Source organism: Cryobacterium sp. 10C3 (assembly GCF_034314285.1).
Classification (GTDB): Bacteria; Actinomycetota; Actinomycetes; order Actinomycetales; family Microbacteriaceae; genus Cryobacterium; species Cryobacterium glucosi.
Genome location: NZ_JAVIWF010000002.1, coordinates 1,954,745 through 1,980,931, shown reverse-complemented (window position 1 = coordinate 1,980,931; position 26,187 = coordinate 1,954,745). Strand labels below are relative to the sequence as shown.

General features: G+C 70.7%; 31 protein-coding genes. 25 read left to right on the top strand and 6 right to left on the bottom strand.

All coding sequences use genetic code 11. The annotated features are described in order from the left end of the window. Window positions 1–41 precede the first annotated feature (41 nt). Both RGU41_RS10295 and RGU41_RS10290 read right to left on the bottom strand, forming a co-directional pair. Complete coding sequence (locus RGU41_RS10295; protein ID WP_134449577.1) at window positions 42–311, bottom strand: protealysin inhibitor emfourin; 270 nt, start codon at window positions 309–311, stop codon at window positions 42–44. Next, the gene (locus tag RGU41_RS10290) at window positions 308–1,408 is read right to left on the bottom strand and encodes a M4 family metallopeptidase (RefSeq protein ID WP_134561035.1); all 1,101 of its coding nucleotides are present in this window, start codon (window positions 1,406–1,408) and stop codon (window positions 308–310) included. The genes RGU41_RS10295 and RGU41_RS10290 overlap by 4 nt, the downstream gene beginning before the upstream one ends. 107 nt (window positions 1,409–1,515) lie before the next feature. On the opposite strand from RGU41_RS10290, the gene RGU41_RS10285 reads away from it, so the two are divergent. Continuing rightward, window positions 1,516–2,100, top strand: coding sequence for an LLM class flavin-dependent oxidoreductase (locus tag RGU41_RS10285; RefSeq protein WP_322136167.1), 585 nt, complete (start codon window positions 1,516–1,518; stop codon window positions 2,098–2,100). Continuing rightward, complete coding sequence (locus RGU41_RS10280; RefSeq protein ID WP_322136166.1) at window positions 2,097–2,408, top strand: hypothetical protein; 312 nt, start codon at window positions 2,097–2,099, stop codon at window positions 2,406–2,408. Before RGU41_RS10285 ends, RGU41_RS10280 begins: the two co-directional genes overlap by 4 nt. 108 nt (window positions 2,409–2,516) lie before the next feature. On the opposite strand, the gene RGU41_RS10275 is transcribed toward RGU41_RS10280, so the two are convergent. The 4 genes from RGU41_RS10275 to nirB form a co-directional block, all read right to left on the bottom strand. Then, window positions 2,517–3,548 (bottom strand): uroporphyrinogen-III synthase, encoded by a 1,032-nt coding sequence (locus RGU41_RS10275; protein WP_241984937.1) that lies wholly within the window; start codon window positions 3,546–3,548, stop codon window positions 2,517–2,519. A 163-nt stretch (window positions 3,549–3,711) separates the two neighbouring features. After that, complete coding sequence (gene cobA, locus RGU41_RS10270; RefSeq protein WP_134558838.1) at window positions 3,712–4,827, bottom strand: uroporphyrinogen-III C-methyltransferase; 1,116 nt, start codon at window positions 4,825–4,827, stop codon at window positions 3,712–3,714. Window positions 4,828–4,830: 3 nt separating this feature from the next. Next, window positions 4,831–5,250, bottom strand: coding sequence for a hypothetical protein (locus RGU41_RS10265; RefSeq protein ID WP_322136165.1), 420 nt, complete (start codon window positions 5,248–5,250; stop codon window positions 4,831–4,833). A gap of 85 nt (window positions 5,251–5,335) precedes the next feature. Beyond that, window positions 5,336–7,525, bottom strand: a complete 2,190-nt coding sequence (nirB, locus tag RGU41_RS10260) for a nitrite reductase large subunit NirB (RefSeq protein WP_322136164.1) — start codon at window positions 7,523–7,525, stop codon at window positions 5,336–5,338. A 224-nt stretch (window positions 7,526–7,749) separates the two neighbouring features. On the opposite strand from nirB, the gene nirD reads away from it, so the two are divergent. The 23 genes from nirD (at window position 7,750) to RGU41_RS10145 (ending at window position 26,180) form a co-directional block, all read left to right on the top strand. Further along, window positions 7,750–8,094 carry a nitrite reductase small subunit NirD gene (nirD, locus tag RGU41_RS10255; RefSeq protein WP_134449583.1) on the top strand — a complete coding sequence of 115 codons (345 nt, stop codon included), beginning with the start codon at window positions 7,750–7,752 and terminating at the stop codon, window positions 8,092–8,094. A gap of 81 nt (window positions 8,095–8,175) precedes the next feature. Further along, on the top strand, window positions 8,176–9,573 hold the full coding sequence (locus RGU41_RS10250; RefSeq protein WP_134449584.1) for an MFS transporter: 1,398 nt from the start codon (window positions 8,176–8,178) through the stop codon (window positions 9,571–9,573). Between the two features lie 126 nt (window positions 9,574–9,699). Next, window positions 9,700–11,847 carry a molybdopterin oxidoreductase family protein gene (locus RGU41_RS10245; RefSeq protein WP_134561041.1) on the top strand — a complete coding sequence of 716 codons (2,148 nt, stop codon included), beginning with the start codon at window positions 9,700–9,702 and terminating at the stop codon, window positions 11,845–11,847. Further along, a complete protein-coding gene (locus RGU41_RS10240; RefSeq protein ID WP_322136163.1) occupies window positions 11,840–12,919 on the top strand; it encodes an NAD(P)/FAD-dependent oxidoreductase in 1,080 nt (359 codons plus the stop codon). Before RGU41_RS10245 ends, RGU41_RS10240 begins: the two co-directional genes overlap by 8 nt. Before the next feature lie 110 nt (window positions 12,920–13,029). Continuing rightward, window positions 13,030–13,659, top strand: coding sequence for a (2Fe-2S)-binding protein (locus RGU41_RS10235; protein WP_322136162.1), 630 nt, complete (start codon window positions 13,030–13,032; stop codon window positions 13,657–13,659). A gap of 100 nt (window positions 13,660–13,759) precedes the next feature. After that, complete coding sequence (locus tag RGU41_RS10230) at window positions 13,760–14,785, top strand: AI-2E family transporter (protein WP_322136161.1); 1,026 nt, start codon at window positions 13,760–13,762, stop codon at window positions 14,783–14,785. Continuing rightward, window positions 14,782–14,988: a hypothetical protein gene (locus RGU41_RS10225; RefSeq protein ID WP_322136160.1), complete on the top strand. Its 207-nt coding sequence runs from the start codon at window positions 14,782–14,784 to the stop codon at window positions 14,986–14,988. Before RGU41_RS10230 ends, RGU41_RS10225 begins: the two co-directional genes overlap by 4 nt. A gap of 156 nt (window positions 14,989–15,144) precedes the next feature. Beyond that, window positions 15,145–16,002 (top strand): class II fructose-bisphosphate aldolase, encoded by an 858-nt coding sequence (locus RGU41_RS10220; RefSeq protein WP_134558589.1) that lies wholly within the window; start codon window positions 15,145–15,147, stop codon window positions 16,000–16,002. 3 nt (window positions 16,003–16,005) lie between these two features. Next, window positions 16,006–16,824: an HAD-IA family hydrolase gene (locus tag RGU41_RS10215; protein ID WP_134558590.1), complete on the top strand. Its 819-nt coding sequence runs from the start codon at window positions 16,006–16,008 to the stop codon at window positions 16,822–16,824. Further along, window positions 16,821–17,468 (top strand): dihydroxyacetone kinase subunit DhaL, encoded by a 648-nt coding sequence (gene dhaL / locus RGU41_RS10210; RefSeq protein WP_322136159.1) that lies wholly within the window; start codon window positions 16,821–16,823, stop codon window positions 17,466–17,468. The genes RGU41_RS10215 and dhaL overlap by 4 nt, the downstream gene beginning before the upstream one ends. Before the next feature lie 74 nt (window positions 17,469–17,542). Further along, window positions 17,543–18,538 (top strand): dihydroxyacetone kinase subunit DhaK, encoded by a 996-nt coding sequence (gene dhaK / locus RGU41_RS10205; RefSeq protein WP_322136158.1) that lies wholly within the window; start codon window positions 17,543–17,545, stop codon window positions 18,536–18,538. A 27-nt stretch (window positions 18,539–18,565) separates the two neighbouring features. Next, entirely contained in the window at window positions 18,566–19,207 is a 642-nt protein-coding gene (locus RGU41_RS10200; RefSeq protein WP_134561029.1) for a maleylpyruvate isomerase N-terminal domain-containing protein, read from the top strand. A 103-nt stretch (window positions 19,208–19,310) separates the two neighbouring features. After that, window positions 19,311–19,580, top strand: a complete 270-nt coding sequence (gene rpsO, locus RGU41_RS10195; protein ID WP_134449591.1) for a 30S ribosomal protein S15 — start codon at window positions 19,311–19,313, stop codon at window positions 19,578–19,580. 214 nt (window positions 19,581–19,794) lie between these two features. Further along, on the top strand, window positions 19,795–20,097 hold the full coding sequence (locus RGU41_RS10190; RefSeq protein ID WP_134561028.1) for a hypothetical protein: 303 nt from the start codon (window positions 19,795–19,797) through the stop codon (window positions 20,095–20,097). Further along, entirely contained in the window at window positions 20,097–21,080 is a 984-nt protein-coding gene (locus RGU41_RS10185; RefSeq protein WP_134449593.1) for an FAD:protein FMN transferase, read from the top strand. Before RGU41_RS10190 ends, RGU41_RS10185 begins: the two co-directional genes overlap by 1 nt. Further along, window positions 21,077–21,634 carry a ferric reductase-like transmembrane domain-containing protein gene (locus tag RGU41_RS10180; RefSeq protein ID WP_134561026.1) on the top strand — a complete coding sequence of 186 codons (558 nt, stop codon included), beginning with the start codon at window positions 21,077–21,079 and terminating at the stop codon, window positions 21,632–21,634. The genes RGU41_RS10185 and RGU41_RS10180 overlap by 4 nt, the downstream gene beginning before the upstream one ends. Then, window positions 21,631–22,872 carry an NADH-ubiquinone oxidoreductase-F iron-sulfur binding region domain-containing protein gene (locus tag RGU41_RS10175; protein ID WP_322136157.1) on the top strand — a complete coding sequence of 414 codons (1,242 nt, stop codon included), beginning with the start codon at window positions 21,631–21,633 and terminating at the stop codon, window positions 22,870–22,872. The genes RGU41_RS10180 and RGU41_RS10175 overlap by 4 nt, the downstream gene beginning before the upstream one ends. Continuing rightward, window positions 22,869–23,129 carry a ferredoxin gene (locus tag RGU41_RS10170; protein WP_134449596.1) on the top strand — a complete coding sequence of 87 codons (261 nt, stop codon included), beginning with the start codon at window positions 22,869–22,871 and terminating at the stop codon, window positions 23,127–23,129. The genes RGU41_RS10175 and RGU41_RS10170 overlap by 4 nt, the downstream gene beginning before the upstream one ends. A gap of 130 nt (window positions 23,130–23,259) precedes the next feature. Beyond that, window positions 23,260–24,153, top strand: coding sequence for a DUF4232 domain-containing protein (locus RGU41_RS10165; RefSeq protein WP_322136156.1), 894 nt, complete (start codon window positions 23,260–23,262; stop codon window positions 24,151–24,153). Continuing rightward, window positions 24,150–24,377, top strand: a complete 228-nt coding sequence (locus RGU41_RS10160) for a hypothetical protein (RefSeq protein ID WP_322136155.1) — start codon at window positions 24,150–24,152, stop codon at window positions 24,375–24,377. The genes RGU41_RS10165 and RGU41_RS10160 overlap by 4 nt, the downstream gene beginning before the upstream one ends. Window positions 24,378–24,499: 122 nt before the next feature. Then, window positions 24,500–24,928 carry a hypothetical protein gene (locus RGU41_RS10155; RefSeq protein ID WP_134561024.1) on the top strand — a complete coding sequence of 143 codons (429 nt, stop codon included), beginning with the start codon at window positions 24,500–24,502 and terminating at the stop codon, window positions 24,926–24,928. Further along, window positions 24,922–25,206: a helix-turn-helix transcriptional regulator gene (locus tag RGU41_RS10150; RefSeq protein ID WP_134449598.1), complete on the top strand. Its 285-nt coding sequence runs from the start codon at window positions 24,922–24,924 to the stop codon at window positions 25,204–25,206. Before RGU41_RS10155 ends, RGU41_RS10150 begins: the two co-directional genes overlap by 7 nt. Further along, window positions 25,203–26,180, top strand: coding sequence for an NAD(P)-dependent alcohol dehydrogenase (locus RGU41_RS10145; protein WP_134558599.1), 978 nt, complete (start codon window positions 25,203–25,205; stop codon window positions 26,178–26,180). The genes RGU41_RS10150 and RGU41_RS10145 overlap by 4 nt, the downstream gene beginning before the upstream one ends. The last annotated feature ends 7 nt before the right edge of the window (window positions 26,181–26,187 follow it).

The following is a 26,187-nucleotide window of genomic DNA, read 5'->3' as shown; positions in this document are numbered from 1 at the left end:
ACGCGACCCCCGCGCGCAGCCGGTGCAGGGCCGTCCGGGCCTCAGTCGCGGTCGTGCGTGGTGCGCACCCGGTCGACGAGCTGCCGCCACGGGCCGGAGAGGTCCGGTTCCGCGAGCACGACTTCGTGGGGGGCGCACCGGATGCGGTACACGTAGCGGTCCGGTTCCGGCGCCCTCTCGACGACGTCGTCCCAGGGCAGGGACGCGAGAAAATCGGTCCACGCCGCCGCGTCGGCCTGCTCGTCGACCTGGACCTCCCAGGTGACCCGCACTCCGGCGATGCCACCGCTTCGCGAAACGATGACCTTCATGCCCGCGATGTTACTCCGCCGAGTCCCTTCCCGAGCCCGACACCACTCCAGCCGGCCACGACAGCGCTGTGCTCGCGGGAGCCGGGGCCGAATCGCCTGGTCGCGGCCGTCACGGTTGCGCGGGCGAACCCGGAGAAGTCGACGCGGGGCCGCAGCGTTCCGCTCGTGAGCGTGTCGTACCAGATCCGGCCGGCGCCCTCCCACGCGTTTCCGCCCAGCTCGGCGGCCACGAGGTAGAACGCCCGGTTCGGGATACCCGAGTTCAGGTGCACGCCTCCGTTGTCGTCCACGGAATCGACGTAGCCGCTCATGTCCGACGGTTGCGGGTCCATACCGAGCACGTCGTCGTTGTACGCCGTTCCCGGCGCCTTGAGCGAGCGCAGCGCCGCGCCCTGGACCTGGTCGGTGAAGAGGCCGGCACCGATCAGCCAGCTCGCCTCTGCGACGGACTGCCCGAGGGCGAACTGCTCGACGAGCGACCCGAACACGTCGGACACGGATTCGTTGAGGGCCCCCGACTGTCCCTCATAGGCGAGGTTGGCGCTGAACTGGGTGACCCCGTGGGTGAGCTCGTGGCCGATCACCGTCAGTGACGCCGTGAACCGGTTGAACACCTCGCCGTCGCCGTCGCCGAAGACCATCCGCTCGCCGTCCCAGAAGGCGTTGTCGTAGTTGCGGCCGTAGTGCACACTCGCCTCGAGGGGCAGTCCATGGCCGTCGATCGAGTCGTGCCCGAACCCGGTCCAGAACAGGGCATGGGTGTGGCCGAGGCCGTCCCAGGCCTCGTTCACCGCGACATCACCGACGGGGGCCTGGACCTTCGACCGCACCAGGCGACCGGGCAGGCGTTCGAGGCCGCCGGCATCCGAAACGGCCCTGTCGAGCTCACCGGGAGTGGCTGCCCCGCCGCGGGCGGCCGGGTGCACGGTCGGCGGATGCGTCGTGCTCCGTCGCTCGCGCAGCGGCGCGTCCCGCAGGAGCGAGTGCCTCGCCGCGTCAGCGGCGGCCGCGTACCGCGGGTCGTCGAGTCTCGCGAGCCGAACCAGGAGGTACGGCGGAACGATGGCGCATCGGATCCCATGCTCTCTGCTGCTCATGGCTCGAGTGTGTCACTGAGCGCAGACAAACGCACGGGTTCCGCGCCCCCGGCTGTGGAGAACACCGGGTCCGGGGGCCGAACAGAACACGCTCCTAGACTGTGACCATGCGCTACGGAATCGTCATCCTCCCCCAGGACCCCTGGCCGGAAGCCTCCCGCAAGTGGCGGGGCGCCGAACGTCTCGGCTTCGACCACGGCTGGACCTACGATCACCTGTCCTGGCGCAGCCTCGCCGACGAACCGTGGCACGCCACGATCCCGACGCTGACCGCTGCCGCACTCGTGACGCGTGACCTGCGGCTCGGGACCTTCGTCTCGAACCCGAACTTCCGGCATCCGGTGCCCTTCGCCAAGGAACTCGCGACACTCGATGAGCTGTCCGGCGGGCGGTTCCTGCTCGGCGTCGGATCGGGCGGCACCGGCTTCGACGCCACCGTGCTCGGCCAGCGGGCATACACCGGGCCGGAGCGGCACGCGCGGTTCACCGAATTCGTCACCCTGCTCGACCTGCTGCTCCGCGGGGAACCGGAGGGCAGCACGGCCGGCATCGACTTCACCGGCGACTGGTACACCGCCGTCGGCGCACGCATGGTCGGCGCGCCGACCCAGGCGCCCCGGCTCCCGTTCGTGATCGCGGCGAACGGGCCGAAGGGGCTTCGCCTCGCGGCGACCCACGGCACCGGCTGGTGACGACGGGTCCCGACGGCGCGACCGGTGACGCCTGGTGGACGAAGGTCGCCGCGCTCGCCGAGCGCCTCGACGACGCGGCGGATGCCGTCGGCCGCGATCCTCGCTCGATCGACCGGTACCTCAACCTCGACAGCGGTGGCGGCTACTCCCTGCAGAGCGTGGGAGCCTTCGACGACGCCGTCGGCCGGGCCGAAGAACTCGGCTTCACCGACGTGATCAGCCACTGGCCGCGTGCCTCCGGTATCTACGCCGGCTCGGAGGACGTGCTCGAGGCCGTCGCCGCCGCCCGGATGCAGCCCAGCCCCTGACCCCCGGTGTGTTCCGAATTCAGGAGTTGAGCCGTTTTCGGCACGATTCCGGTCTGATTCTGTCCCGGAACGCGCTCAACTCCGGAATTCGGAACGAGGGAGGGCGGGTCAGACGTCGATGCGGTAGCCGCGCTTGATCACCGTCGCGACGAGGCCCGGCTCGGGGAGCGCCTGGCGCAGCCGGCTGATCGCGACGTCGACGGCGTGGTCGTCCTGCATCTCGGGCAGCGTCGCGGTGAGGCTCGCCCGGGAGGTGACCGTTCCGCCGGCGGCGAGCAGCACGCGCAGCAGCGTCAGTGAGCTCGGCGGCAGAGTGGTTTGGGCGCCGGCGAGGGAGAACAGCCGGCCGCGAAGCTCGACGGGCCCGAACCGGGTGTCGAGGCGCAGCACCCGCTGCTGCTCGAGGTGGTCGCAGACGAGCTTGATCAGCGCGCCCATCCGGAACCGCTCCGGCACGATCGGTGCCAGCCCGGCGGCGAGCAGGGGGCCGGCGGTGACGGGGCCGACGGCCGCGGCGACGACGGTCTCACTGAACGCGTCCTGCAGCTCCTCCAGACGGCCGATCGAGTCGGCGACGCCGAACAGGGCCATCACGGCAGGGGCGCTTGTGAAGGTGACCGCGTCGACGCCGCCCGCGCAGATCAGGTCGACGAGCCGCAGCACCCGTGCGGAGTCCTCCGGGAGCAGCCAGCGGTAGGGCGCGACGGTCAGCACCGTCGCGCCGGCGGCGACGAGGCGCTCGAGCTGGGGCTGGTCGGTGAAGCCGTGCAGCTGCACCGCGATCGTCTTCCCGGCGGCGCCGTCCCGCAGCACGTAGTCGACGAGGGACTTGGTGGTCTCCTCGTCGCTCATCCCGTCGTCGTCGAGGCCTGCCGCCCGCACGGCGCCGCGCGCCTTCGGGCCGCGCACGAGGATGCTGGAGTGCGCGAGGGTGTCGGTGAGTTCGTGGCCGACACCCGCGGCATCCGCCGCCTCGAACCAGCGCCGGATGCCGTACGAGGTCGTCGCAAGGAGGATGTCGGGCCGGGCGGCGATGATCGTCAGGGTGTCGCTCGTGATGCGGGCGTCGTCCGCCGCGGCCGCGATGCGGATGGCGGGCGCGTGGACGACCTCGGCGCCGCGGCGTTCGAAGGCGGCGATGAGGTCCTCGGAGCGCCGATCGCTCGTGACGGCGATGCGGAAGCCCTCGAGCTGGTCTGCGCGGAACCCGGGCTGGCTTGCTTCGGCGCTCGTGTCGTTGACGGTGTCTCCGGCTCGTTGGATGGTGGCAGGTGGCTGGGGGAAGCGGGGCGGATGTCCCCGGTCAGTGCTCGGCGTTCAGTGCGTGCTCGGCGTTGCCCGCGATGGCCTGCAACAGCTCCTCGCTGGCGGCGTCGTCGTGCTGGGACAATCGTACGACCTCACCGATCACGAGGACGGCGGGGGAGCGGGCGCCGAGTTTCGCGGCGAGCGGGGTGATCGTGTCGAGCCGGGCCTTCGTGGTGCGCTGGCGGGAAGAGAAGCCCTGCTCGATGATCGCGACGGGCATGTCTGTCCGCATCCCGTGGCGGGCGAGCCCCGCTGTGAGGTGCGGCAGGGTCCCGACGCCCATCAGGACCACGATCGTGCCGCCGAGTCCGGCGAGGTGGGCGAGCTCGTTCTCGCTGAGCGGCGCGTGGCCGGAGAGCACGGTGAAGACCCGGCTGAGTTCCCGGTGGGTGACCGGGATGCCCGCGGCGGCCGGCACCGAGATCGCGCTCGTGACCCCGGAGATGACGGTGACCGGCACGCCGGCCTCGCGGCACGCGAGTACCTCCTCGCCGCCGCGCCCGAACACGAACGGGTCGCCGCCCTTGAGGCGGACGACGGTGAGGCCGGCGAGGGCGCTGTCGACGAGCATCCGCTCGATGTCGGCCTGTGGGGTGGCGTGGTGGCCCGGCGTCTTGCCGACGTCGACGTGCTCGGCACCGGGGCACCACTCGTCGAGCCGGTCGTGCGGGCTGAGCTTGTCGTAGAAGACGATGTCGGCGTCGCGGAGCGCCTGGACACCGGCCATCGTGAGGAGACCGTCGTCGCCGGGGCCGCCGCCGACGAGGGTCACCCGGCCGAGCGGGGCGACGGACGCCGCGGGTTCGCGACTGAGCCAGACGCGCTGCGCGGCGCAGGCATCGACGATGATGCGCTCGGTGGACTCGGAGACCTCGACGAGCACGACCAGGTCGACCGCCGAGACGAGGTCACGCCAGCCGTGCGGGAAATGCGGGTATTCGACGGGGCGCACCTGCGGGTGCGGCCGTTCCGGCGGATGCCCGTCGACGGTGACAGAGGCGAGGTAGACGATCGCCTCTGCGGCCAGGAACCGGGCGAGCACCCGCCTGGCCGCGAGGGCACCTCCGAAGACGAGGACCCGGCGGCCGGCCAGGTCGAGGCTGATGTCCATGGTTCACACTCCCTGTCGCAGTTCGATGGCGCGTTCGGTGGTGATGGCGGTACCGGTGTCGGCGGCAGTGGTGTCACGGGGCCGGACCGGGATGCTCGGACCGGAGAGCAGCACGGCCTCGCGCTCCGCAGGCCGCGCCGGCCGGGGCTGGTCGCGTTCGATGACCTGCATGAGCGCGGGGTCCGCGGTTCCGGGGGCGTTGACGAAGGAGCGGAACCGGCGCAGGCGCTCCGGATCCTTGAGGGTCGCGGCCCATTCGTCTTCGTAGTGGCCGACGTGGGCGAGCATGGCGGCCTCGAGCTCCTCGGCGATACCGAGGGAGTCGTTGCAGACGACGTCGCGCACGTGGTCGAGCCCGCCCTCGAGGTCTTCCTGCCAGCGGGCGGTGCGTTGCAGCCGGTCGCCGGTGCGGATGTAGTACATCAGGTACCGGTCGATGTACTTGATCAGGGTCTCGTCGTCGAGGTCCTGGGCGAGGAGCTGCGCGTGGGCGGGCTGGAAGCCGCCGTTACCGCCGACATAGAGGTTCCAGCCCTGGTCGGTCGCCGATGATGCCGACGTCCTTGCTCGCGCGCCTCCGCACAGTCGCGCGGCGCAGCCGGAGACGGCCGAGCTTGAACTTGTGCGGTGCGCGGAGTCCCCGGTAGCGCAGCTCGAGGTTGATCGCCATCGCGACGGAGTCCTGCACGCCGAAGCGGCACCAGGTCGACCCGACGCAGCTCTTGACCGTGCGGAGGGACTTGCCGTATGCCTGGCCGGACTCGAACCCGGCCTCGACGAGGATCTTCCAGATGTCGGGAAGCTGTTCCAGGCGGGCGCCGAACAGGTCGATGCGTTGGCCGCCGGTGATCTTGGTATAGAGGTTGAAGTCGGCGGCGACCTCGGCGATGACCATCGAGCTTGGCCGGCGTGATCTCGCCGCCCGGCGATCCGGGGCACGACCGAGTACGTGCCGTTCTTCTGCATGTTGGCCATGAATGTGTCGTTGGTGTCCTGCAGGTGCGCCGCGGCCGCCGTCGAGGATGTACCCCGAGGTCTGCGTCGCGAGGATCGAGGCGATCACGGGCTTGCAGATGTCGCAGCCGAGTCCGCTGCCGAACCGGCCCATGATCTCGTCGAAGTGGGTGAGCTGCAGGATGCGGACGGATTCGAAGAGCTCGCTCCGGCTGAGCGCGATGTGCTCGCAGAGGGCGTGCGAGACGGCGATGCCTGCCCGGGTCAGTTCCGTCTCGAGGATCTTCTTGACGAGGGGAACGCACGAGCCGCACTGGGTGCCCGCGCGGGTGCACGCCTTGAGCGGGCCGAGTTCGGTGCAGGCCTCGGTGTGCTCGTCGCCGCGGATGGCGGAGCGCACAGCGCCGACCGAGACGTTGTTGCAGGAACAGAGCTGCACGTCGTCCGGCAGGTCGGTGTTCGCCGGCGGCTCGGCGCCGGCCGCGGAGAGGTAGGCGCTCGGTTCGGCGCCGAGCTCGCGGCCGAGCAGGGGCCGGAGCGCCGTGTATGGCGAGGCGTCGCCGACGAAGATGCCGCCGAGGAGGGTCTTCGCGTCTCCCGTGACGACGATCTTCTGGTACAGGCCCCTGGCCGGGTCGGCGTAGACGACCTCGAGGGAGTGTTCCGCGGCGGCGAGGGCGTCTCCGAAGCTCGCGACCTCGACCCCGGAGAGCTTGAGCTTGGTGGCGTCGTCGATGCCGGGGAAGACGGCGGCGCCGCCGTGCAGCCGGTCGGCGACGACCTCGGCCATCGCGTTCGCCGGGGCGACGAGGCCGACGCAGCTGCCGTTGACGCTCGCGACCTCCCCGATGGCCCAGATGTGCGGGATCGACGTGCCGCAGGCATCCGTGATCTCGATGCCGCCGCGCGGGCCGAGCTCGAGTCCCGCCGCGCGGGCGAGTTCGTCGCGCGGCGTGATGCCGATCGAGAACACGACGAGGTCGGCGTGCAGCTGGGTGCCGTTGGTGAGTGTGACGCCGAGGACGCGGCCGGTCGGGGAGGTGAGCACCTCGGTGGGCCGGTTGCCGAGGGCGAGGGTGATGCCCTGGGCCTCGATCAGCCGGCCGAGCGCCTGCCCTGCTCCCTCGTCGAGCTGGGCGCTCATCAGCCAGCGGCCGGAGTGCACGATCGTGGCGAGCCCGCCGAGGCGCTGCAGGCCGCCCGCGGCCTCGAGGCCGAGAAGGCCGCCGCCGACGACGACGACGTTCGCGGGCCGGCCGAGCCGCTCGCGGAGATGGGCGACCTCTGCGACGAGGAAGTCGACGTCCTCGATGGTGCGATAGACGTGGCCGGCTTCGGCGCCGGGAATGGGCGGCACGGTGGCGGACGATCCCGTCGCGAACACGAGCTCGTCGTAGGAGAGGGTCTCGCCATCGGCGAGGGTGACCGTGCGGCCGGCGGTGTCGACGCTGTCTACCCGGCTGCCGCCACGGTAGGTGACGCCGGGGGTCTCCCAGAGTGCCCGGTCGCCGAGGGTGAGGTCCTCGGAGTCGACGAGGCGGCGGGACAGGGCGACCCGGTCGTACGGCAGGTGGTCCTCATCGCCGAGGACGAGGAGTTCGCGGCCATGACCCGGGGTGGACCTGGCCTGCATGGCCTCGGTGAACCGGTGTGCGGCGGGGCCGCCGCCGATGACGAGGACGCGTCGGGGGGCGCCGGACGGCCCTGAGTGAGCCTGAGCGGCGTCGAACGTGACGTTGTCCATGGCGGAGCCTTCCGTAGGTGGTGCTGCCAGCCTAAAAGGGCCGCGTTTCCCCTCGGTTGCGCCCATGTAACAAGGTGTGACCGGGACCTCACCGGCCCGCCCGGGGAGGGTGAGGACTTCTTTACGCATTCGACGCGTCCGGCGCGGACCCGCGAAACGTGGCCGATTTAGCGTGAGGGAATCGCCCACCCGGCAGGCATACCTCACAGAAAGCGGGATCACTCGTGAACCACCCCGGCACCTGGATCCGCGTCTGTTCCCTCGACGAACTCGAGCCGCTCTGGGGCGAAGCCGCCCTCGTCGGCGATGAGCAGCTCGCCATCCTGCTGCTTCCGAACGGCGGCCTCTACGCCGTCGACAACCGTGACCCCGCAACCGGGTCGTTCGTGATGAGCCGCGGCATCGTCGGCTCGCGCGGTGACCGGTTCACCATCGCCTCGCCCCTGCACAAGCAGGTCTACGACCTCGAGACCGGCGAATGCTTCACCACCGCCGAGTACTCGCTGCGCACCTATCCGGTCAGGGTCGAGGACGGCGAGGTGCATGTGCACCTCTCCGAAGCCGCCTGACGTTTCCCCCGACGTTTCCCCTGACTCTTTCCCCGATCTTCCCCTGTCCGTCCCCTGCACACCCCTCCCGAGGAGAACACCATGACTGCAGTCGATACCCCCACAACCGGTCTCCGCACCGGCCCGAGCCTCGTCCACCGCCCCGGCCGATGGATCGACAACTGGAACGCCGAAGACACCACCCAGTGGAACGACGGCGGCAAGGCCATCGCCTCCCGCAACCTGAAGTGGTCGATCTTCGCCGAATTCCTCGGCTTCGTGATCTGGCAGCTCTGGAGCATCGTCGTCGTGCAGCTGCCCAAGGCCGGCTTCACCTTCGACACCGGCCAGATCTTCTGGCTCATCTCGATGCCGAGCCTCGTCGGTGCGACGCTCCGCTTCCCATACACGTTCATGGTGGCCCGCTTCGGCGGCCGCAACTGGACCATCATCTCCGCCGGCCTGCTCCTGATCCCGTCGATCGCCCTCGGGATCTGCGTCGGCAACCCGGCCACCCCGTTCCCGGTGATGCTCTTCGTGGCTGCTCTCGCCGGCCTCGGCGGCGGCAACTTCGCAAGCTCGATGTCCAACATCACCTACTTCTACCCGCAGAGCCAGAAGGGCTGGGCCCTCGGACTCAACGCGGCGGGAGGCAACCTCGGTGCCGCCGTCGCCCAGCTCGTCGTCCCGATCGTGATCACCATCGGTGCCGCCGGAACACTCAACCTCTCGCTCGCCGGCTGGTTCTGGGTGCCGTTCATCCTCGTCGCGATGTGGGGCGCCTGGAAGCACATGGACAACCTGTCGAGCGCCAAGGCCGACTTCGCCGGTTCGCTCGCCGCGCTCCGCGAACCGCACCTCTGGATCCTCGCCCTGCTCTACATCGGCACCTTCGGCTCCTTCATCGGCTTCGCGAGCGTCTTCCCGAAGCTCATCGCCGACCAGTTCCCGGCATACTCGACCTTCCACATCATGGCCGCGTCGATCTCCCTCGCCTTCCTCGGCGCCCTCGTCGGTTCCCTCGCCCGCCCGGCCGGCGGCAAGCTCGCCGACCGTTTCGGCGGAGCCCGCGTCACGATCGCGGCCTTCGGCGTGATGGCCCTCGGCGCGCTGCTCGTGATCGCGGTGCTCTCCCTCGGCAACTTCTGGCTGTTCCTCGCGAGCTTCCTGCTCATCTTCGTCGCGACCGGTGTCGGCAACGGGTCGACGTACCGGATGATCCCGAGCGTCTTCGCCGCCCGCAGCGGCGTCAGCGACGCCCACACCAACTCGGGCGACGTGAGCACCCAGCGGAAGACCGCAGCAGCCCTCGGCCTCATCTCCGCGATCGGCGCATACGGCGGATTCATCATTCCCCAGGTCCTCGGCAACTCGAAGATCGCGACCGGCAGCTACACCGGCGCGATCTACGGTTTCATCGGCGCCTACCTCGTGATGATGGCCGTCACCGCGTTCTTCTACCTCCGCCGCGGCTCCTCCGTGGCCGGGCAGCGCATCTAGCGCGCGCCCGTTCCCGCGCCATCACCGACGCCACCAGCAACAGGAGACCCCGTGACCGCACCCCTCGCATCCGCCGCCCGCCCGGGCGTCGACACGCACTGCCCATACTGTGCGCTGCAGTGCGCGATGACCCTGACACCGACGTATGCCGAGATCGGCATGCAGTCGGGTGGTGCCGGTGCTGGCACGGATACCGCGGCGCGGCCCGGTCTGACCGTCGCCGGCCGGGCGTTCCCCACCAACCGGGGCGGCCTGTGCAAGAAGGGCTGGACCTCCGCGGAACTGCTCACATCCCCGGAACGGATCCTGACCCCGATGCTCCGGCAACCGGACGGCGGCTTCGCCCCGGCGAGCTGGGCGGAGGCGCTCGACCTCGTGGCCGAGCGGCTCGCCGGGAGCCGGGCGCGGCACGGCGCCGACTCGGTCGGGGTGTTCGGCGGCGGCGGGCTGACCAACGAGAAGGCCTACCAGCTGGGCAAGTTCACCCGGGTCGCGCTCGGCTCTTCCCGGATCGACTACAACGGCCGGTTCTGCATGTCCTCGGCCGCGGCAGCGGGCAACCGTGCCTTCGGCGTAGACCGGGGATTGCCGTTCCCGGTCGAGGACCTCGACGCGGCGGACACCATCCTCATCCTCGGCTCCAACGTCGCGCAGACCATGCCGCCGTTCATCGGTCATCTCGAGGGCGCCCGGAGCGCCGGCGGCCTGATCGTCGTCGACCCGCGTCGCTCGGCGACCGCGCGCCTCACCGAGGACGGCGGTGGCATGCACGTCCAGCCGACGCCCGGCAGCGACCTCGTGCTCCTGCTCGGCCTGACCAACATCGTCATCACCGAACGCCTCATCGATACCGACTACCTCGAACGGCGCACGGTCGGCTTCGAGGCCCTCCGCCGCAGCGTCTCCCGGTGGTGGCCCGAACGGGTGCAGCAGCTCACCGGCGTTCCGGTGCCGCAGCTGCGCGAGCTCGCCCGCCGGCTCGCGGCCGGATCGGGCACATACATCCTCACCGGGCGCGGCGTCGAGCAGCACGTCGACGGCACGGACACCGCGACCGCCGCGATCAACCTCGCCCTCGTGCTCGGCCTCGTCGGCACCCGCCATTCCGGCTATGGAACCCTGACCGGGCAGGGCAACGGCCAGGGCGGTCGCGAGCACGGCCAGAAGTGCGACCAGCTCCCCGGCTACCGCAAGATCACCGACCCGGCCGCCCGCGCCCACGTCGCCGGCGTCTGGGGCGTCACGCCCGAGAGCCTGCCGGGGGCCGGCGTGCCCGCGATCGAGCTGCTCGACTCGCTCGGCGTGTCCGGCGGCGTCCGCTGCCTGCTCGTGCACGGCTCGAACGTCGTCGTGTCCGCCCCGGACTCCAACCGGGTGCGTGCCGGCCTCGAGGCTCTCGATTTCCTCGTGGTCTGCGACTTCTTCTTCTCCGAGACCGCGCGCTTCGCCGACGTCGTGCTGCCGGTCACCCAGTGGGCGGAGGAGGACGGCACGATGACCTCGCTCGAGGGCAGGGTCATCCGCCGCCGTACCGCGATCGGCGCGCCGGACGGGGTGCGGAGCGAACTCTGGATCTTCCAGGAACTCGCGCGCCGGCTCGGCTCCGCCGGCACCTTCAGCGCCGACCCGGCCGAGGTGTTCGACGAGCTCTGCCTCGCGAGCGCGGGCGGCCTGGCCGACTATTCCGGACTGAGCTACGGGCTGCTCGACACGGGGGAGGCCGCATACTGGCCGTACCCGGTCGGGTCGACCGGAACCCCGCGGCTCTTCCTCGACCGTTTTGCGCACGCAGACGGCCGCGCGCGCATCGTCGCCGTGCACGCGAGGGTGACGGATGCGCCGGCCCAACGGGACGGTACGGTCACGCTCATCACCGGCCGGCTCCTCGAGCACTACCAGTCGGGGGCCCAGACCCGCCGGGTCCCCGAGCTGCACCAGGCCCAGCCTCAGGCCAGGCTCCAGGTGCACCCGGCGACCGCGGCCCGACTCGGTCTCGTCGACGGTGGCGAGGTCGAGGTCGGCAACATGCAGGGAACCGTGACCTGTGTCGCCGAGGTGACCGGCGGCATCCGCCCAGACACCGTGTTCCTGCCGTTCCATTTCCCCGGTGCCCAGCGCGCGAACCTGCTCACCCTCGGGGCCACCGACCCCGTCTCGGGCATGCCGGAATTCAAGCGCACGACCGTGCGGGTGCGCGCGCTCGTGCGGACACCGGGGTCCGGGCCTGCCGGTCCCGTTTCCGTCCCGTCGATTCGAACGGATGCCCATGCCTGAGCCGATCCCCGCAGCACCCGTCGGGAGCGTTCCCGCTGCCGTTCCCGCTGCCGTTCCCGCAGCCGTTCCCGCTTCCCCGGCGCCGAGCCGGATCGTCCTCGTCGGCTACGGCCCGGTCGGGGCCCGCCTCGTCGAGGAGCTGCTCCCGGTCGTGCGGGCCGGCCTCGCCACCCTGACCGTCGTCGGAGCGGAGTCGGCGGACGCCTACAACCGGGTGCTCATTGCCGACTACGCCGTCGGCCGCTCCGACCGGGACACCCTCGAGGTGACGGACACCGACGCGGCCAGGGCGGCGGGCGTCGACATCCGCACCGGCGAGATCGTCACCCGGATCAACCGGGTGCGACGCACGGTGACCCTCGGCGACGGCACGGACCTCGGCTACGACCGGCTCGTGCTTGCGACCGGTGCCCGGGCCAACGTCCCGACCCTCGACGGGGTGACCCGGCTGCGCCGCACCCTGATGCGCCCGCCGACGGATGCCGGTGCACTCGACACCGCCGACGCGCCGTTGCCGCGCGGGGTCACCGCGCTCCGCGACCTCGACGACGCGGCGACGGTGCTCGAGACCGTCCGCTCCGGAGGCCGGATCGTCGTGCTCGGCGCCGGGGTGCTCGGCATGGAGTTCGCGCTCGCCGCGGCCCAGGCCGGGAGCGACGTCTGCGTCGTCTACCACGCCGACATCCCGCTGAACCGCAATCTCGACCGTGGCGGCGGAACGGTGCTCGCCCGCAGCGCCCGCAGGGCCGGCGTCACCATGGTCAGCCACGCCAGGGCCGAGAGCATTCTCTTCACCGTCGACGCCGACGGCCACGACCGCTTCGACGCACTCATCTGCGCCGACGGCAAGCAGATCCCCGGGGACCTGCTCGTGCTCAGCTGCGGCATCGGCGCCCGCACCGAACTCGCCGGCCTCGCCGGCCTCAGCGTGTCGACGGGCATCCTCGTCGACGAGTCCCTGCGGAGCTGGACGGACCCCGCCGTCTTCGCGATCGGCGACTGTGCGCACGTCGCCCCCGGCCGGCCCCCGGCGCCTCCACGGCCACGCCTGCCGGAGGGCCCACCGGCCTGATCGGACCCGGCTGGCGCCAGGCCGACTGGCTCGCCGCCCGCTTCGCCGCGGAAATCGAGCACGATGCCCGGGCTGGGGCAGTCACTTCTCCTGCGACTGCCGCCGCCGATGTGGCTGCTCCCGCCGATTTCGGGCCGGCGCTCGCCGTGCAGGCGCACGGCGTCGTCATGCTCAAGGCGGAGGGCATCGACGTCGTCGCCGCCGGCGACACGAGCGCTGACCCCTGGGACATCGACCCTGCGCACCCGGACGACGGCCACGGGGCCGCCGAGCCCGTTCACGGCAGGGACTGCGCGGCGGCACCGGGCGCGACCGCGCCGCGCCTGGGCGTGTCGCAGTGGTCAGACCCCGAGCACGGCCGCTACGTGAAGATGGTCACGCGCGGCGGCATCCTCACCGGCTTCATCTGCGTCGGGATGCCGCGCACCGGTGCCGAACTCACCCTGCTTTTCGAGCGCGGCAGCGAACTGCCCGCCGACCGTTCGCTGCTGCTGCGCTACGACGGCCCCGACGTCGACCCGGCGGGCGGCGGCGACGCCTTCGCCCTCGACGCGACGGTCTGCTGGTGCAACGGGGTCACGGTCGGCGCGATCACCGCGTCAGCGGCGGCCGGAAACACCGACGTCGCCTGCATCGGCTCGGCCACCCGCGCCGGAACCGGCTGCGGCGGGTGCCGAGGCCGAATCGGCGAGGTCCTTGAGCGTTTCGCCCTGACGAATTCGACGGAGATTGTGGGCTGAACACCCCGAAAATGTGCCTCCCACAGGTGTGAAACTCAAAAACTCCGTCGAATTGGTGAGGTTCGGGGACGGCGGCCCGACCCGGCCTACCATGGGACGCATGCGAGCGAAGCCCGAGCGAACCCCTCAGCAGGCACAACGGCAGACACCACGGCAGACTCCGGCTGAGTCCGCCGGGTCCGAGCACTCTGGCGCCAGGGACAGCACCCTGAAGTCGCTGCTCGTCGACCGGCTGGGGTGGCTGAGCATCCGCAGCGCCCAGCTGATCGTCGTGATCGTGCTGGGAATCGGCGTGGTGTTCGCCCTCGTGCAGCTCAAACTCGTCGTGATCCCCACGCTCGTCGCACTCATCCTGGCGGCGGCGCTCAGCCCACTCGTGCGCTGGCTGCGCGCCCGTGGAGTTCCACGAACGCTGGCGACCTGGCTCACCCTGCTCGGCGGGGTCGTCGTGCTCGGGGGCATCGTGACCCTGATCGTCTTCGCCGTGCGCAACCAGTGGTCCGAGCTCGTCACCGCGGCCTCCGACGGCCTCGACCAGTTGCAGGGCTACCTGACGACCGGCCCGCTGTCGCTCGATGCCACCCAATTCGAGGCCGCCAGGAACGCCGTGATCGGCTTCGTGACGAGTGCCGAGTTCGGCAGCGGCGCACTCGCCGGGGTGTCCGCCGCGGCCGAGGTGCTCACCGGAGCCGCCCTCGTCGTCGTCATCCTGTTCTTCTTCCTCAAGGACGCCGCGTCGATCTGGGCCTTCTTCCTGACGCCGTTGCGCGGCTCCGCCCTCGCGCGCGCGCGCCGCATCGGCACGACCGCACCGACGGTCCTCGGACAATACGTGCGCGGGACCGCGACCATCGCGCTCTTCGACGGCGTCGTCATCGGCGCGAGCCTGGCCATCCTGCAGGTGCCGCTCGCCCTGCCGCTCGCGGCGATCGTCTTCCTCACGGCATTCATCCCCTTGATCGGCGCGACGATCGCCGGGATCCTCGCCGCGCTCGTCGCCCTCGTCTTCAACGGGCCGATCGTCGCTCTCATCGTCGTGGTCATCGTCGTCGTGGTCAACCAGCTCGAAGGCGACCTGCTGAACCCGATCGTTATGGCCGGCGCACTCAAGCTGCACCCCTCGTGATCCTCGTCGCCCTCACGGCGGGCACCGTGCTCGGCGGCATCGCCGGCGCGGTGCTCGCGGTGCCGCTCGTCGCCGTCGCGTGGTCGATCGTGCGCGTCTGGGACCACCCCGTCGCCCCGAGCCCGCCGCCGCGCCGATTCTTCCGCGGAAAGTCCGGTGCCGGCGGCACGTCGGCCGCTGCCCGCGTCCAGCGCGACGGCTGACCCAGGGACAGGATCCACCTCCTCCGGCCGTGAGGCCTGAGAGCAGAGGCCATTGTCGGGGCCGGGGTTGCAGCCTACGATGTCGGCATCCGGCTGACGGCGACCCGGTGACACCCGGGCCCGGACACCGGCCCCACTCCGGCGAGGAGGCCTGGAATGTCGGTGTCCACCCTGAAATCGGTCGTCGACCGCGCGTTCGCGGAACGCTACGGCGTGCCGGCGATCAACATCGTGAACGACCTCACGATGGAGGCCGTCCTGGCCGGGGCGGTCGAGGCGCGGTCACCGGTGATCGTGCAGACCTCGGTCAAGACCGTGAAGTCGATCGGGTCGCGTGTGCTCTTCAGCATGTGGGAATCGATGACCGCCGGCATCGACGTGCCGGTGGTGCTGCACCTCGACCACTGCCCCGACCGGGCGGTCATCACCGAATGCCTCGAGTGCGGCTGGAACTCGGTGCTCTTCGACGCGTCCCGGCTCCCGGTCGCGGAAAATCAGCGGCAGACCATCGAGGTCGTCGCGGAGGCCCGCACCTTCGGTGCGCACGTCGAGGGTGAGATCGAGTCGATCACCGGGGTCGAGGACGGCATCGGCTCGGACACGGCATCCGCGAGGCAGTCCCTCGAGATCTCCCTGCGCTTCATCGAGGAGACCGGCGTCGACGTTTTCGCACCCGCGATCGGCAACGCCCACGGCGTCTACACCCGGGAACCTGTCCTCGACTTCCGGCGGGTGAGCGACATCGTCACCGCGCACCCGATCCCGATCGCCCTCCACGGCGGGAGCGGCCTGAGCCCGGGCCAGTTCGCCGAACTCATCGCGCTCGGATGCGCCAAGGTCAACATTTCCACGGCGCTCAAGATCACCTTCATGCAGTCGAGCCTCGCCTATCTCAAAGACGCGGAGGCGCGCGACAAGTGGGACCCGCCGTCCTTGTTCGGGCAGGTTCGTTCCGACATCGTCGCGCTGACCCGTGGACTCGCCGAGCAATTCGGCAGCGCAGGGAAGGCCTGACGGATGCCGGCCCTCATCTTCGACTGCGACGGCGTCCTCGCCGACACCGAGCGCGACGGCCACCTGCCGGCGTTCAACCAGACCTTCCGGGAATTCGCCGTCCCTGTACGGTGGAGCGATTCCGACTACGCCGTCAAGGTCAAGATCGGTGGCGGCAAGGAGCGGATGCGGAGCGCCGTGACGCCCGCGGTCGCCGCCGTCATCGGCCTTCCGGACGATCCGGGCGCCCTCGACGAGGCCGTCGCGCGCTGGCATCGACGGAAGACCGCGATCTACACCGACGCCGTGGCGCGCGGCGCACTCCCCGGCCGCCCCGGCATCAGACGGATCACGGCGGACGCGGACGCGGCAGGCTGGACGCTCGCCGTCGCATCCACGTCGGCTGAGGCATCCGTCCGCGCCGTGCTCACCGAGGCGGTCGGACCCGACCTCGCCGCGCACTTCCGGGTCTTCGCGGGGGACATCGTCGCGGCCAAGAAACCAGCCCCCGACATCTACCTCCTCGCCCTCCGCGAACTCGGTGTCCCGGCAGCCGAGGCCCTCGTCATCGAGGACAGCGCCAACGGCCTCCAGGCGGCGCTCGCCGCGGGTCTCCGCACGCTCATCACCGTCAGCGGCTACACGGCGGCCGAGGACTTCACCGGCGCCTCCCTCGTCGTCACCTCGCTCGGCGACCCCGGCGGCCCCACCGCGATCACCCTGAAGGACCCGCTGCGCCTCGACGTCGGCCGCACCGTCGAACTGACCGATCTCACCGCCATCCTGGCCGCACCAGGACCGATCACACCAGGACCGACCTCCCCGGAACCGGAGACCCCATGACCCACAGCAGTCTCGACGACACCGAATTCGTCGTGCACAGCATCGCCCAGACCGCGGTCGACAACGAACGCGAGTTCGGCGACCTCGACGCCGTCGTCGGCGACGGCGACTTCGGGTTCTCCCTCGCCCGCGGCTTCGAGATCGTCCTCGCCGACTGGCCGGAATTCGACCGCAGTTCCCCCGCCGACTTCCTGAAGAAGATCGCCCTCGTCATCTCCGGACGGATCGGCGGAACCTCCGGCCCGCTCTGGGGCACCGCGTTCCTGCGGGCATCGGCGGCCGTCGCAGGCAAGACCGACCTCGACGGCGACGACGTCGTCGCCATGCTCCGGGCAGCGACAGAGGGCATCAAAGCGCGGGGCAAGTCCGATCTCGGCGACAAGACCCTCCTCGACGCCCTCGTCCCGGCAACGGATGCCTTCGAGGCCGAAATCCACGCCGGGAGTGCCGGCACGGTTGCGCTGGCCCGTGCCGCCGTCGTCGCGCGGGAACGCGCGGACGCGACGAGCTTCCTGCAGGCCCGCCGCGGCCGGGCGAGCTACACGGGGGAACGCAGCATCGGTTCCCCAGACCCGGGGGCCGTCGCCGTCGCCGTGATCTTCGAACGGCTCAGCCGGGAATGGGCCGCGCGCGACGACCTCTGATCCACACGACCTTCCGCACGCTATTCCGCACGATCTGCTGCACGTTCCGGACCACCCACGAAGGAGATGGACACATGAAGAAATTCGTCAACGACCCGAAAATGTACGTGCCGGACATGCTCAAGGGCATCGCCCTCGCCAACCCGGACACCCTCCGCTACGAGCCGAAGTACAACCTGATCATGCGCGCGGGCGGCCCGAACCCGAACAAGGTGTCGATCATCCAGGGCTCCGGTTCCGGGCACGAACCCGCCCACGTGATGACCGTCGGCCGGGGGATGCTCGACGCGGCCTGCCCCGGCGACGTGTTCGCCGCCCCGCCGATGGACTACGTCTACGAAACCACCAAGCTGATGGCCTCGCCCAAGGGCGTGCTGCTGCTCGTGAACAACTACACCGGCGACCGGATGGCGTTCGAAATGGCCCAGGAGATGGCCGCGTCCGACGGCATCAACGTCAAGACCCTGTTCATCGACGACGACGTCGCCGTGCAGGACTCGACCTGGACGGTCGGTCGTCGCGGCGTCGCGGGCAACTTCTTCGTGATGAAGGCCGTTGGAGCGGCCTCCGAGGCCGGCGCCTCCCTCGACGAGCTCGTCCGGATCGGCGAGAAGGTCGACAGCGTCACCCGCACGATGGGCATCGCCCTCACTTCCTGCACCCCGCCCGCGAAGGGGTCACCGCTCTTCGAGCTCGGCGAGGACGAGATCGAGGTGGGCGTCGGAATCCACGGCGAACCCGGCCGCCGGCGGGCCAAGCTCACGACCGCTGACGAGATGACCGACGAGATGCTTGAGGCCGTCGTGAACGACCTGCCCTTCGTCGCGGGCGACCGCGTCGCTCTCATGATCAACGGGCTCGGCGGCACCCCGATCAGCGAGCTCTACATCCTCTACGGGCACGCGCACGACGAACTGACCCGCCGCGGCATCATGGTCGGGCGCAGCTACGTGGGGGAGTACTGCACCTCCCTCGACATGGCCGGGGCTTCGCTCACGCTCGTGCGTCTCGACGACGAGATCGAGGGCCTGTTGGCCGCGCCCGCCGAGATCGCCGCCCACGTGTTCTAGCGGATGCCGCCGCTCTAGAATGACGCGATGACCAGTTGGAATGAAAGCCGGGCCGCCTACCGGGATGCCGCGGGCTGGTTCGCCGGAACCACCGCGACGATCACGGACCAGTGGGAGCGGGTCGCGCTCGGGGAGTGGACCGTGCGCGACCTCGTCGGCCATACCAGTCGCTCGCTCCTCACCGTGGAGAGTTATCTTGCGGCCGGGCGCGAGGTGTCCGTCGACCCGGAGCACCCGCCGGAGGTCGAGATCGGGAGCGCTGTCGACTACTACGGCGTGATCGGCGTCGGGGCCGGCGATCCTGCCGCGGTCGCGGAGCGCGGCAGGGCGGCCGGACGGGCCCTCGGGGCCGAGCCCGCGGTATCCGTCGCCGGCATCGTCGGACGCGTGCTCGCCGAGGTCGACCGCGCGACCGGCGACGAGTTCGTGCTGACGCCCTTCGGCGGGATGTTGCTGGCCGACTACCTGCCCACGCGCGTGTTCGAACTCGCCGTGCACGGCTGCGACCTCGCCGCGAGCCTCGGCATTCCGCCGACGGTGCCGGAGTCCGCGGTGTCGATCGCCGTGCACCTGCTCGGCGACCTCGCCGTGCGCGGAGGCAAGGGCCCGGAGCTGCTTCTCGCCGGCACGGGGCGTGGACCGTTGACCGACCGGTTCAGCGTGCTCTGAATTCTGCTAAGCTCTCTAGGTTGCCGTCCAACGGCCGCGGAACAAGAGAGCCCAGGCATTCGGCCCACGGGCACCGCGCAGTGAGAGAAAGGGGATCCCATCTATGGCACTCGAAGCTAATGCTAAGAAGGCGATCATCGAAAAGTACGCTACCCACCCAGGCGACACCGGGTCCCCCGAAGTACAGATTGCCATGCTCACGCAGCGCATCCTCGACCTCACGGAGCACCTGAAAGAGCACAAGCACGACCACCACTCCCGTCGTGGCCTGCTTCTCATGGTTGGTCAGCGTCGCCGTCTGCTCGGCTACCTGTCCGACATCGACATCGCCCGCTACCGCTCGCTCATCGAGCGTCTCGGACTGCGTCGCTAGTCAGGCACGAAACCGGAAGCCGCGTCGATATCGCGCACTTCTGAAGCTGAACTTCAACGAAACGGGCCGTCACCTTCGGGTGGCGGCCCGTTTTGTCTGCCTGCGCGTGGACCTGTGAGCCTCCGCAGTGCGCCTCTCCCTAACACCCTGTTCCCTCAAGGTGGCTGCATAGGAAACCCATAGAGTCCGCTGGCACCGTAGTTAGTGTCAACGAATGAAGGGTGGCACGGAGATGAATGCTCACGAACGCGGTAAGAAGCTCAGCCGGATCGTGACCGGCACGATCGGACTCCTCGCCGTCGTCGCAGCCTCTGCGCTCGGCCTGCACGACTGGGCCGACTCGCTCGCCACGCAGGACGCCTCCGCGACCACGACGACCACGACGACCTCGGGCGACTCGGGCACGACGTCCGGGAGCACGACGACCCAGGCGACCGCCGCCCCCGCGGCGCCCGCTGCGCCGAGTGTGTCCTCGGGCAGCGGAACCAAGGTGCACGCCAAGACGAGCGGGTCCTGATGGCCGCCGTCGCGACCGTCGCGACCGACGACTGGAGTCTCTGGAGCACGAGCGCCCGCCTCGTCGTGACCGACCCCGCGCTCCTCCCGGAGGCCCGCCGGATCGCCGACGCCGTGCTCGAGCGCGTGGAACTCGCCTCGAGCCGGTTCCGCCCGGACTCCGAGATCCTGACGAAGGCCCCGCTCTTCCCGGTCGGTGCCCTCGTGAGCGACACACTCGCCGAACTGATGCGCCTCGCCCTCGCCTCCGCGGCGGAGACCGACGGCGATGTCGACCCGACCCTGGCCAACGCCCTCGGCGCGATCGGCTACGACCACGACATCCGCCTGATCCTCGACGACGGCGTCCCGGTGCGCGCGATCGCCTCACCCCGGCCCGGCTGGGCGAGTGTGCGCCTCGTCGGCAACCGCCTGACCGTGCCGGCCCACCTCGGCATCGACCTCGGAGCGACCGCGAAGGCCGCCGCCGCCGACCAGGTCGCCGCCCGTATCGTCGCAGAACTCGGCTGCGGCGTGCTCGTGAGCCTCGGCGGCGACATCGCGACCGCAGGTCCGGCGCCCGCGGGAGGCTGGCAGGTCCTGGTCCAGGATGCCCCGCTCGACCCGAGCGCCCACGTGACCCTCGCCGAGGGCCTCGCCCTCGCGACCTCGAGCACCCAGAAGCGCCGCTGGACGAAGGCCGGCCGCCCCCAGCACCACATCCTCGACCCCGCCTCCGGGCTGCCCGCCGAACCCGTCTGGCGCAGCGTCACGGTCGCGGCCGGGACCTGTCACCGGGCCAACACGCTCAGCACGGCCGCGATCGTCCGCGGCCACAAGGCCGTCGCCTGGCTGCGCGAACTCGGCGTTCCCGCGCGCCTCGTCGACGCCGAGGGTGTGGTCGTCTCCCTCGGCGGCTGGCCGGACGACAACCGGTCAGAGGCCCTGGAAACCTCGGAAACCCCGGCTGCAGCCGACGCCGAAGCCGAAAGGTCGTTCCTGTGAACGAGGCGCTCTGGGCGCTCGGTCGCGGGACAGGGGTCGTCTCCCTCGCCCTCTTCACCGTGTCCGTCCTGCTCGGCATCCTGAACCGGTCCGGCAGGCCGCTCTTCACGTTGCCCCGCTTCTCTGTCGCCCTCGTGCACCGCAACGTTGCTCTGCTCGCGACCGCGTTCCTCGCCATCCACCTCGTCACGCTGTTCGGGGACTCCTACGCCCAGCTCCGGCTCGTCGACTTCGTCGTGCCGTTCCTCGGCGCGGCCAAGCCCTTCTGGCTCGGTCTCGGCACCCTCGCCGTCGACCTGATGCTCGCGATCGTGATCACAGCACTCCTCCGCGGTGTCGTCGGCGTGCGGGTCTTCAAGGCCGTGCACTGGCTCACCTACCTGATGTGGCCCGTTGCGCTGCTGCACTCCATCGGCAACGGCACGGATGTCGGCCAGACCTGGTTCATCGCCTTCGCCGCGACCTGTTCGATCGCCGTGGTCGCCGCGCTCGTCTGGCGCCTGAGCCGCGGTTTCATCGAGTACCAGAACGTCAGAGTCGAGAGGGCCTCATGAGCAGCACAGCGGACACCTGGCTGTTCCCCGCCGTCCAGGCCCCGGTCGGCACCGCCCGGCTCACGGCCGCCCCTGCCGCCGACTACGCCACCCACCAGTCGACCTTCGGCCCGCTGCCCGCCCACGCGGATTCGGCGGCACTCCTCGCCGCCCTCCGCGACTCCGGTCTCGAGGGCCGCGGCGGCGCTGGCTTCCCGGCGTGGCGCAAGCTCGCCGCCGTCCCTGCCCGCGAACGAGCCCGCCGCCGCCGCGTCGTCGTGATCGGCAATGCCGCGGAGGGCGAACCCCTCAGCCAGAAGGACGCGACCCTGCTGCTCCGGTCGCCGCACCTCGTCATCGACGGGCTCCTCACCGTCGCCGGCGCCCTCGGCGCCCACTCCGTCTACCTTTACGCCCAGGCCTCGGTGATCGAGTCCGCCACCCGCGCCCTCGCCGAGCGGGCGGATGCCTCCGCGATCGAACTGCGGGAAGCGGCGGACACCTTCATCTCGGGTGAGGCATCCGCCGTCGTCAACGCCCTCGCCGGCAGGGCGCCGATTCCCCAGGACCGCACCGTGCGGCTGACCGAATCCGGCCTCGGTGGCCGGCCCACCCTGCTGCACAATGTCGAAACCCTCGCCCACATCGCGCTGATCGCGCGCTTCGGCGCCGCCTGGTTCCGGTCGGTGGGCACGACGGGGGATCCGGGGACGCGACTCGTCACGGTCGGCAGCGACGGGCATCCGTCGAGGGTGCTCGAGGTCGCAGGCGGGTCCCGCATCGGCGACGTGCTCCGGTTCACCGGAGTCGACACCGGGAGCCTTTCGGCAGTGCTCGTCGGCGGTTACCACGGCGCCTGGCTGCCGGCGTACGCCCTCGAGGCCCGCCTCGACCGCGCCGACCTCGCCGGATTCGGCGCGAACCCCGGCGCCGGCATCCTGATGGGGCTCGGCGAACGGCGCTGCCCGGTCGCGGTCGCGGTCGCGGTCGCCAGCTACCTCGCCGGCGAGACCGCCGGCCAGTGCGGCCCCTGTGTCAACGGGCTCCCGGCGATGGCCGCCGTGCTCGGGCGTCTCGCCACCGGGGACCGCGACCCGGGGCTCCCCGGGGAGGTACGCCGTCTCGCGGCCATCGTCACGGGGCGGGGCTCCTGCAACCACCCGGACGGCACCGCCCGGTTCGTGCTCAGCACGCTCACGGTGTTCGCCGATGACGTCACCGCGCACCTGAACGGGCACTGCCGAAAGGACCACCGATGAATCTGCGCACCCCAGAGGCCCGCGGCCCGGCCGCCGCCCTCCTGCACATCGACTGGACGAGGTGCGACGGCCGCGGGCTCTGCACCGAGATCCTGCCGGAACTGCTGGCCCGCGACGACTGGGGCTACCCGCTCGCCTACGGCTACGGTTCTGCCGGCGCCGGCTCGAACGTGCCGGTCCCGGACACCCTGCTCGCCGCGGCAGCGGATGCCGTGTCCCTCTGTCCACGCCAGGCGCTCACCCTCGTCGACCCCTAGTTCCTCGCCGGTCGCGCCAGCGCAGAGAGGGCCCGTCGACGGGGGAGTGACGTAGGCTCGGATGATGACAAGGCCCGGCCACAGCCCATTTTTCTGGATTCCCGCCCTCGTTGCCTCCGCATGGTGGGTCGTGTGCGCCGGCGCATTCGGCTTCCTGACCTGGTTCGGCCTCGTCCCGACCGCCTTCGTGAAGCACCTCCTGCCTGAGACGATTCCGAGCAACGTCTGGTTCTGGTCCTGGCCGTGGGTCGGCCTGGCACCGCTCGCCTCAGCGGCGGGCGTCTTCGTGGTCTACCTGGTCCTGGCGCGCCTGATCGTGGACAGGACGGACGGATCCCGCGCCGCCCGGTTCTTCGCCCTCTGGTTCGTGGCCGTGCTGACCGGCTTCCTTGCCACCCTCCCGTGGGTGATCAGCGCGATCATCTCCGCATTCCCGCCGTCGCGCGCGGCGTTCGTGCTCGATCCGGCCGGCGAGTCCATGCTCCTCAGCGGATACTGGGGGATCGCCTGGGGCTGGTTGCCGGCCCTGCTCGCCCTGCGCCGGGTCCGGGTGCCCGCCTCCGCAACCGGGTCGACCGCGGATGCCGCCCTTGCGCCCGTCGCGACCGGCCCCTTTCGCAGGCACCCGCTCGCCGTTCTCTGTGGCATCATGGTCGCCGTCCTGGTCCTCTCCGGCCTCGGGGCGGGATTCGGAAGCCGCGCCGAGCGACTCCACGCCGCGGCGGAGAACGCCCTCGCCGACGGCAACACCCTCGGCGCCGTCCCCGATCCGGATGTCCAGGTCACGCCCCCGCCGACCGTTGCTCCCGACGCGGCGGTGGCTCCCGTCGGATGGTGCACGAAGGAAGACACGGCGGTGCTGCTCGGGGATCCCGATGCCGCGACCGGACACCGCACCGTGTCGATCCAGGCCATGAACTTCAGCGACGTCCCGTGCACGCTCAACGGCTACCCCGATCTCGCCTTCGCGGACCAGGCCGGCTCCTACCTCCCGTCACGCTCGTGCACGGCGGCTCCTTCATGACCACCGACGACGGCCCCCATCCCATCGAAGTCCCGGCCGGCGGATTCGCCATCACCCGACTCGGCTGGGATGCCATGGCGACCGCAGACGTGCCCGTGACCTACACGCTGTACGCGGCCCTGTATCCCGGGCTCGATCGGGGCTCCTGGCCGAGCACCCTCGACATCGTCGCCGGCGGAGAGGTCTCCGTCACGGCGTGGTCCCTCACCGGGGCATCGGACTGAGCCGGCGCGAACCGGGGGCCGGCAACGAAGATGTAGCTTTTCCTTGACACGAAGTATGATTTTCTTTACATTGAGTCATGTCAGCTTTACTTCGCACCGTTTCACGGCCCTCAAGGAGTCCGATGTCAGCCCTGGAAAAGCGAGCCTGGATCAGGCTCGGCACCGCGATCGCCGCGTACGCGACCTATCTCGGCTTCATCCTGATCCGGGAGGACGGCATCCCTCTCCCTGAGGTGCCCTACGTGCCTGCGCTGCTCTGGACCATCGGCGGCGCCATCGTCGTGTCGATCGTGCTCGACATCCTGGTCTCGATCCTGTCGCCGCGGGACGCCGGGCAGGCTGACCAGCGCGACCGCGAGATCGCCCGGTTCGGCGACACCGTCGGCCAGTCGTTCGTCGTGATCGGCGGCGTCGCCGCCCTCCTGATGGCCCTGCTGCAACTGCCGTACTTCTGGATCGCCAACGCGGTGTACCTCGCGTTCGTGCTCTCGGCGGTCCTCGGCGGAATCGCGCGGCTCGTCGCCTACCGGAGGGGCCTGCCCCAATGGTGAGGCCGGCGAAGTCAGCGACCTCCGCGAAGCCGACCCGGGTCACCAACGACATGAGGCGGCTCCGCTTCGCCCACGGCGAGATGACCCAGGCCGATCTCGCCGACCGCACCGGCGTGACCCGCCAGACCATCATCGCCATCGAACAGGGCCGCTATTCGCCGTCGCTCGAGCTGGCGTTCCTGATCGCCCACGCCTTCGGCGTCCCGCTCGACGACGTGTTCCAGTACCCGACGCCATCCCTCACCCCGCCCCTCACCCCGTCAGGAGAAGAATCATGAAGGCCCTCGTCCAGAATCAGTACGGTTCCGCAGACGTCCTCCACCTCGAGGACATCGACGAGCCGGAGGTCGGAGCCGACGAGGTGCTCGTCCGGGTCCAGGCCGCCGGGATCGACGCCGGCGTCTGGCATCTGATGGCCGGGCGTCCCTACCTGCTCCGGCTGTTCGGTTTCGGGCTCCGGGCCCCGAAGCTCCGGGTGCGCGGGCGGGATGTCTCGGGAACGGTCGCGGCCGTCGGGGCCGGCGTGACCCGGTTCCGGGTCGGCGACGAGGTGTTCGGCACCTCGCTCACCGGATCGTTCGCCGAGTACACCCGGGTCCCGGCCGACCGGCTCGCCCCGAAACCGGCGAACCTCGGGTTCGTGGATGCCGCCGCCGTTCCCGTCTCGGCGTGCGCCGCCCTGCACGCCCTCCGCGACGCCGGGAAGGTCGAGGCGGGCCAGAGGGTCCTCGTGATCGGCGCCGGCGGCGGCGTCGGAACCTTCGCCGTCCAGCTCGCCACGGCGCTCGGCGCGACGGTGACCGGGGTCTGCAGCACCGGCAAGGTCGACCTCGTCCGGTCCCTCGGAGCCGCACAGGTGATCGACTACACCCGCGAGGACTTCGCGGACGGAAGGAACACCTGGGACCTGATCCTCGACATTGCCGGAAATCCCACCCTGTCCCGGCTCCGCCGGGCGCTCACCCCGACCGGCACCCTCGTCATCGTCGGCGGAGAGGGCGGTGGCGCCGTGTTCGGCGGGATCGACCGCCAGCTGCGTGCCCTCCTGCTGTCCGGCTTCGTGAAGCAGACCCTGCGCGGGGTCGTCTCCGCCGAGGGCGCCGACGACCTCGAGACCCTCGGGAAACTGCTCGAGGCCGGCACCATCCGGCCCGTGATCGACCGGACGTTTCCCCTCGCGGATGCGGCAGACGGCATCCGCTACCAGCACGCCGGACAAGCCAGGGGGAAGGTCGTCGTCACCGTTCCGTGAGACCCCG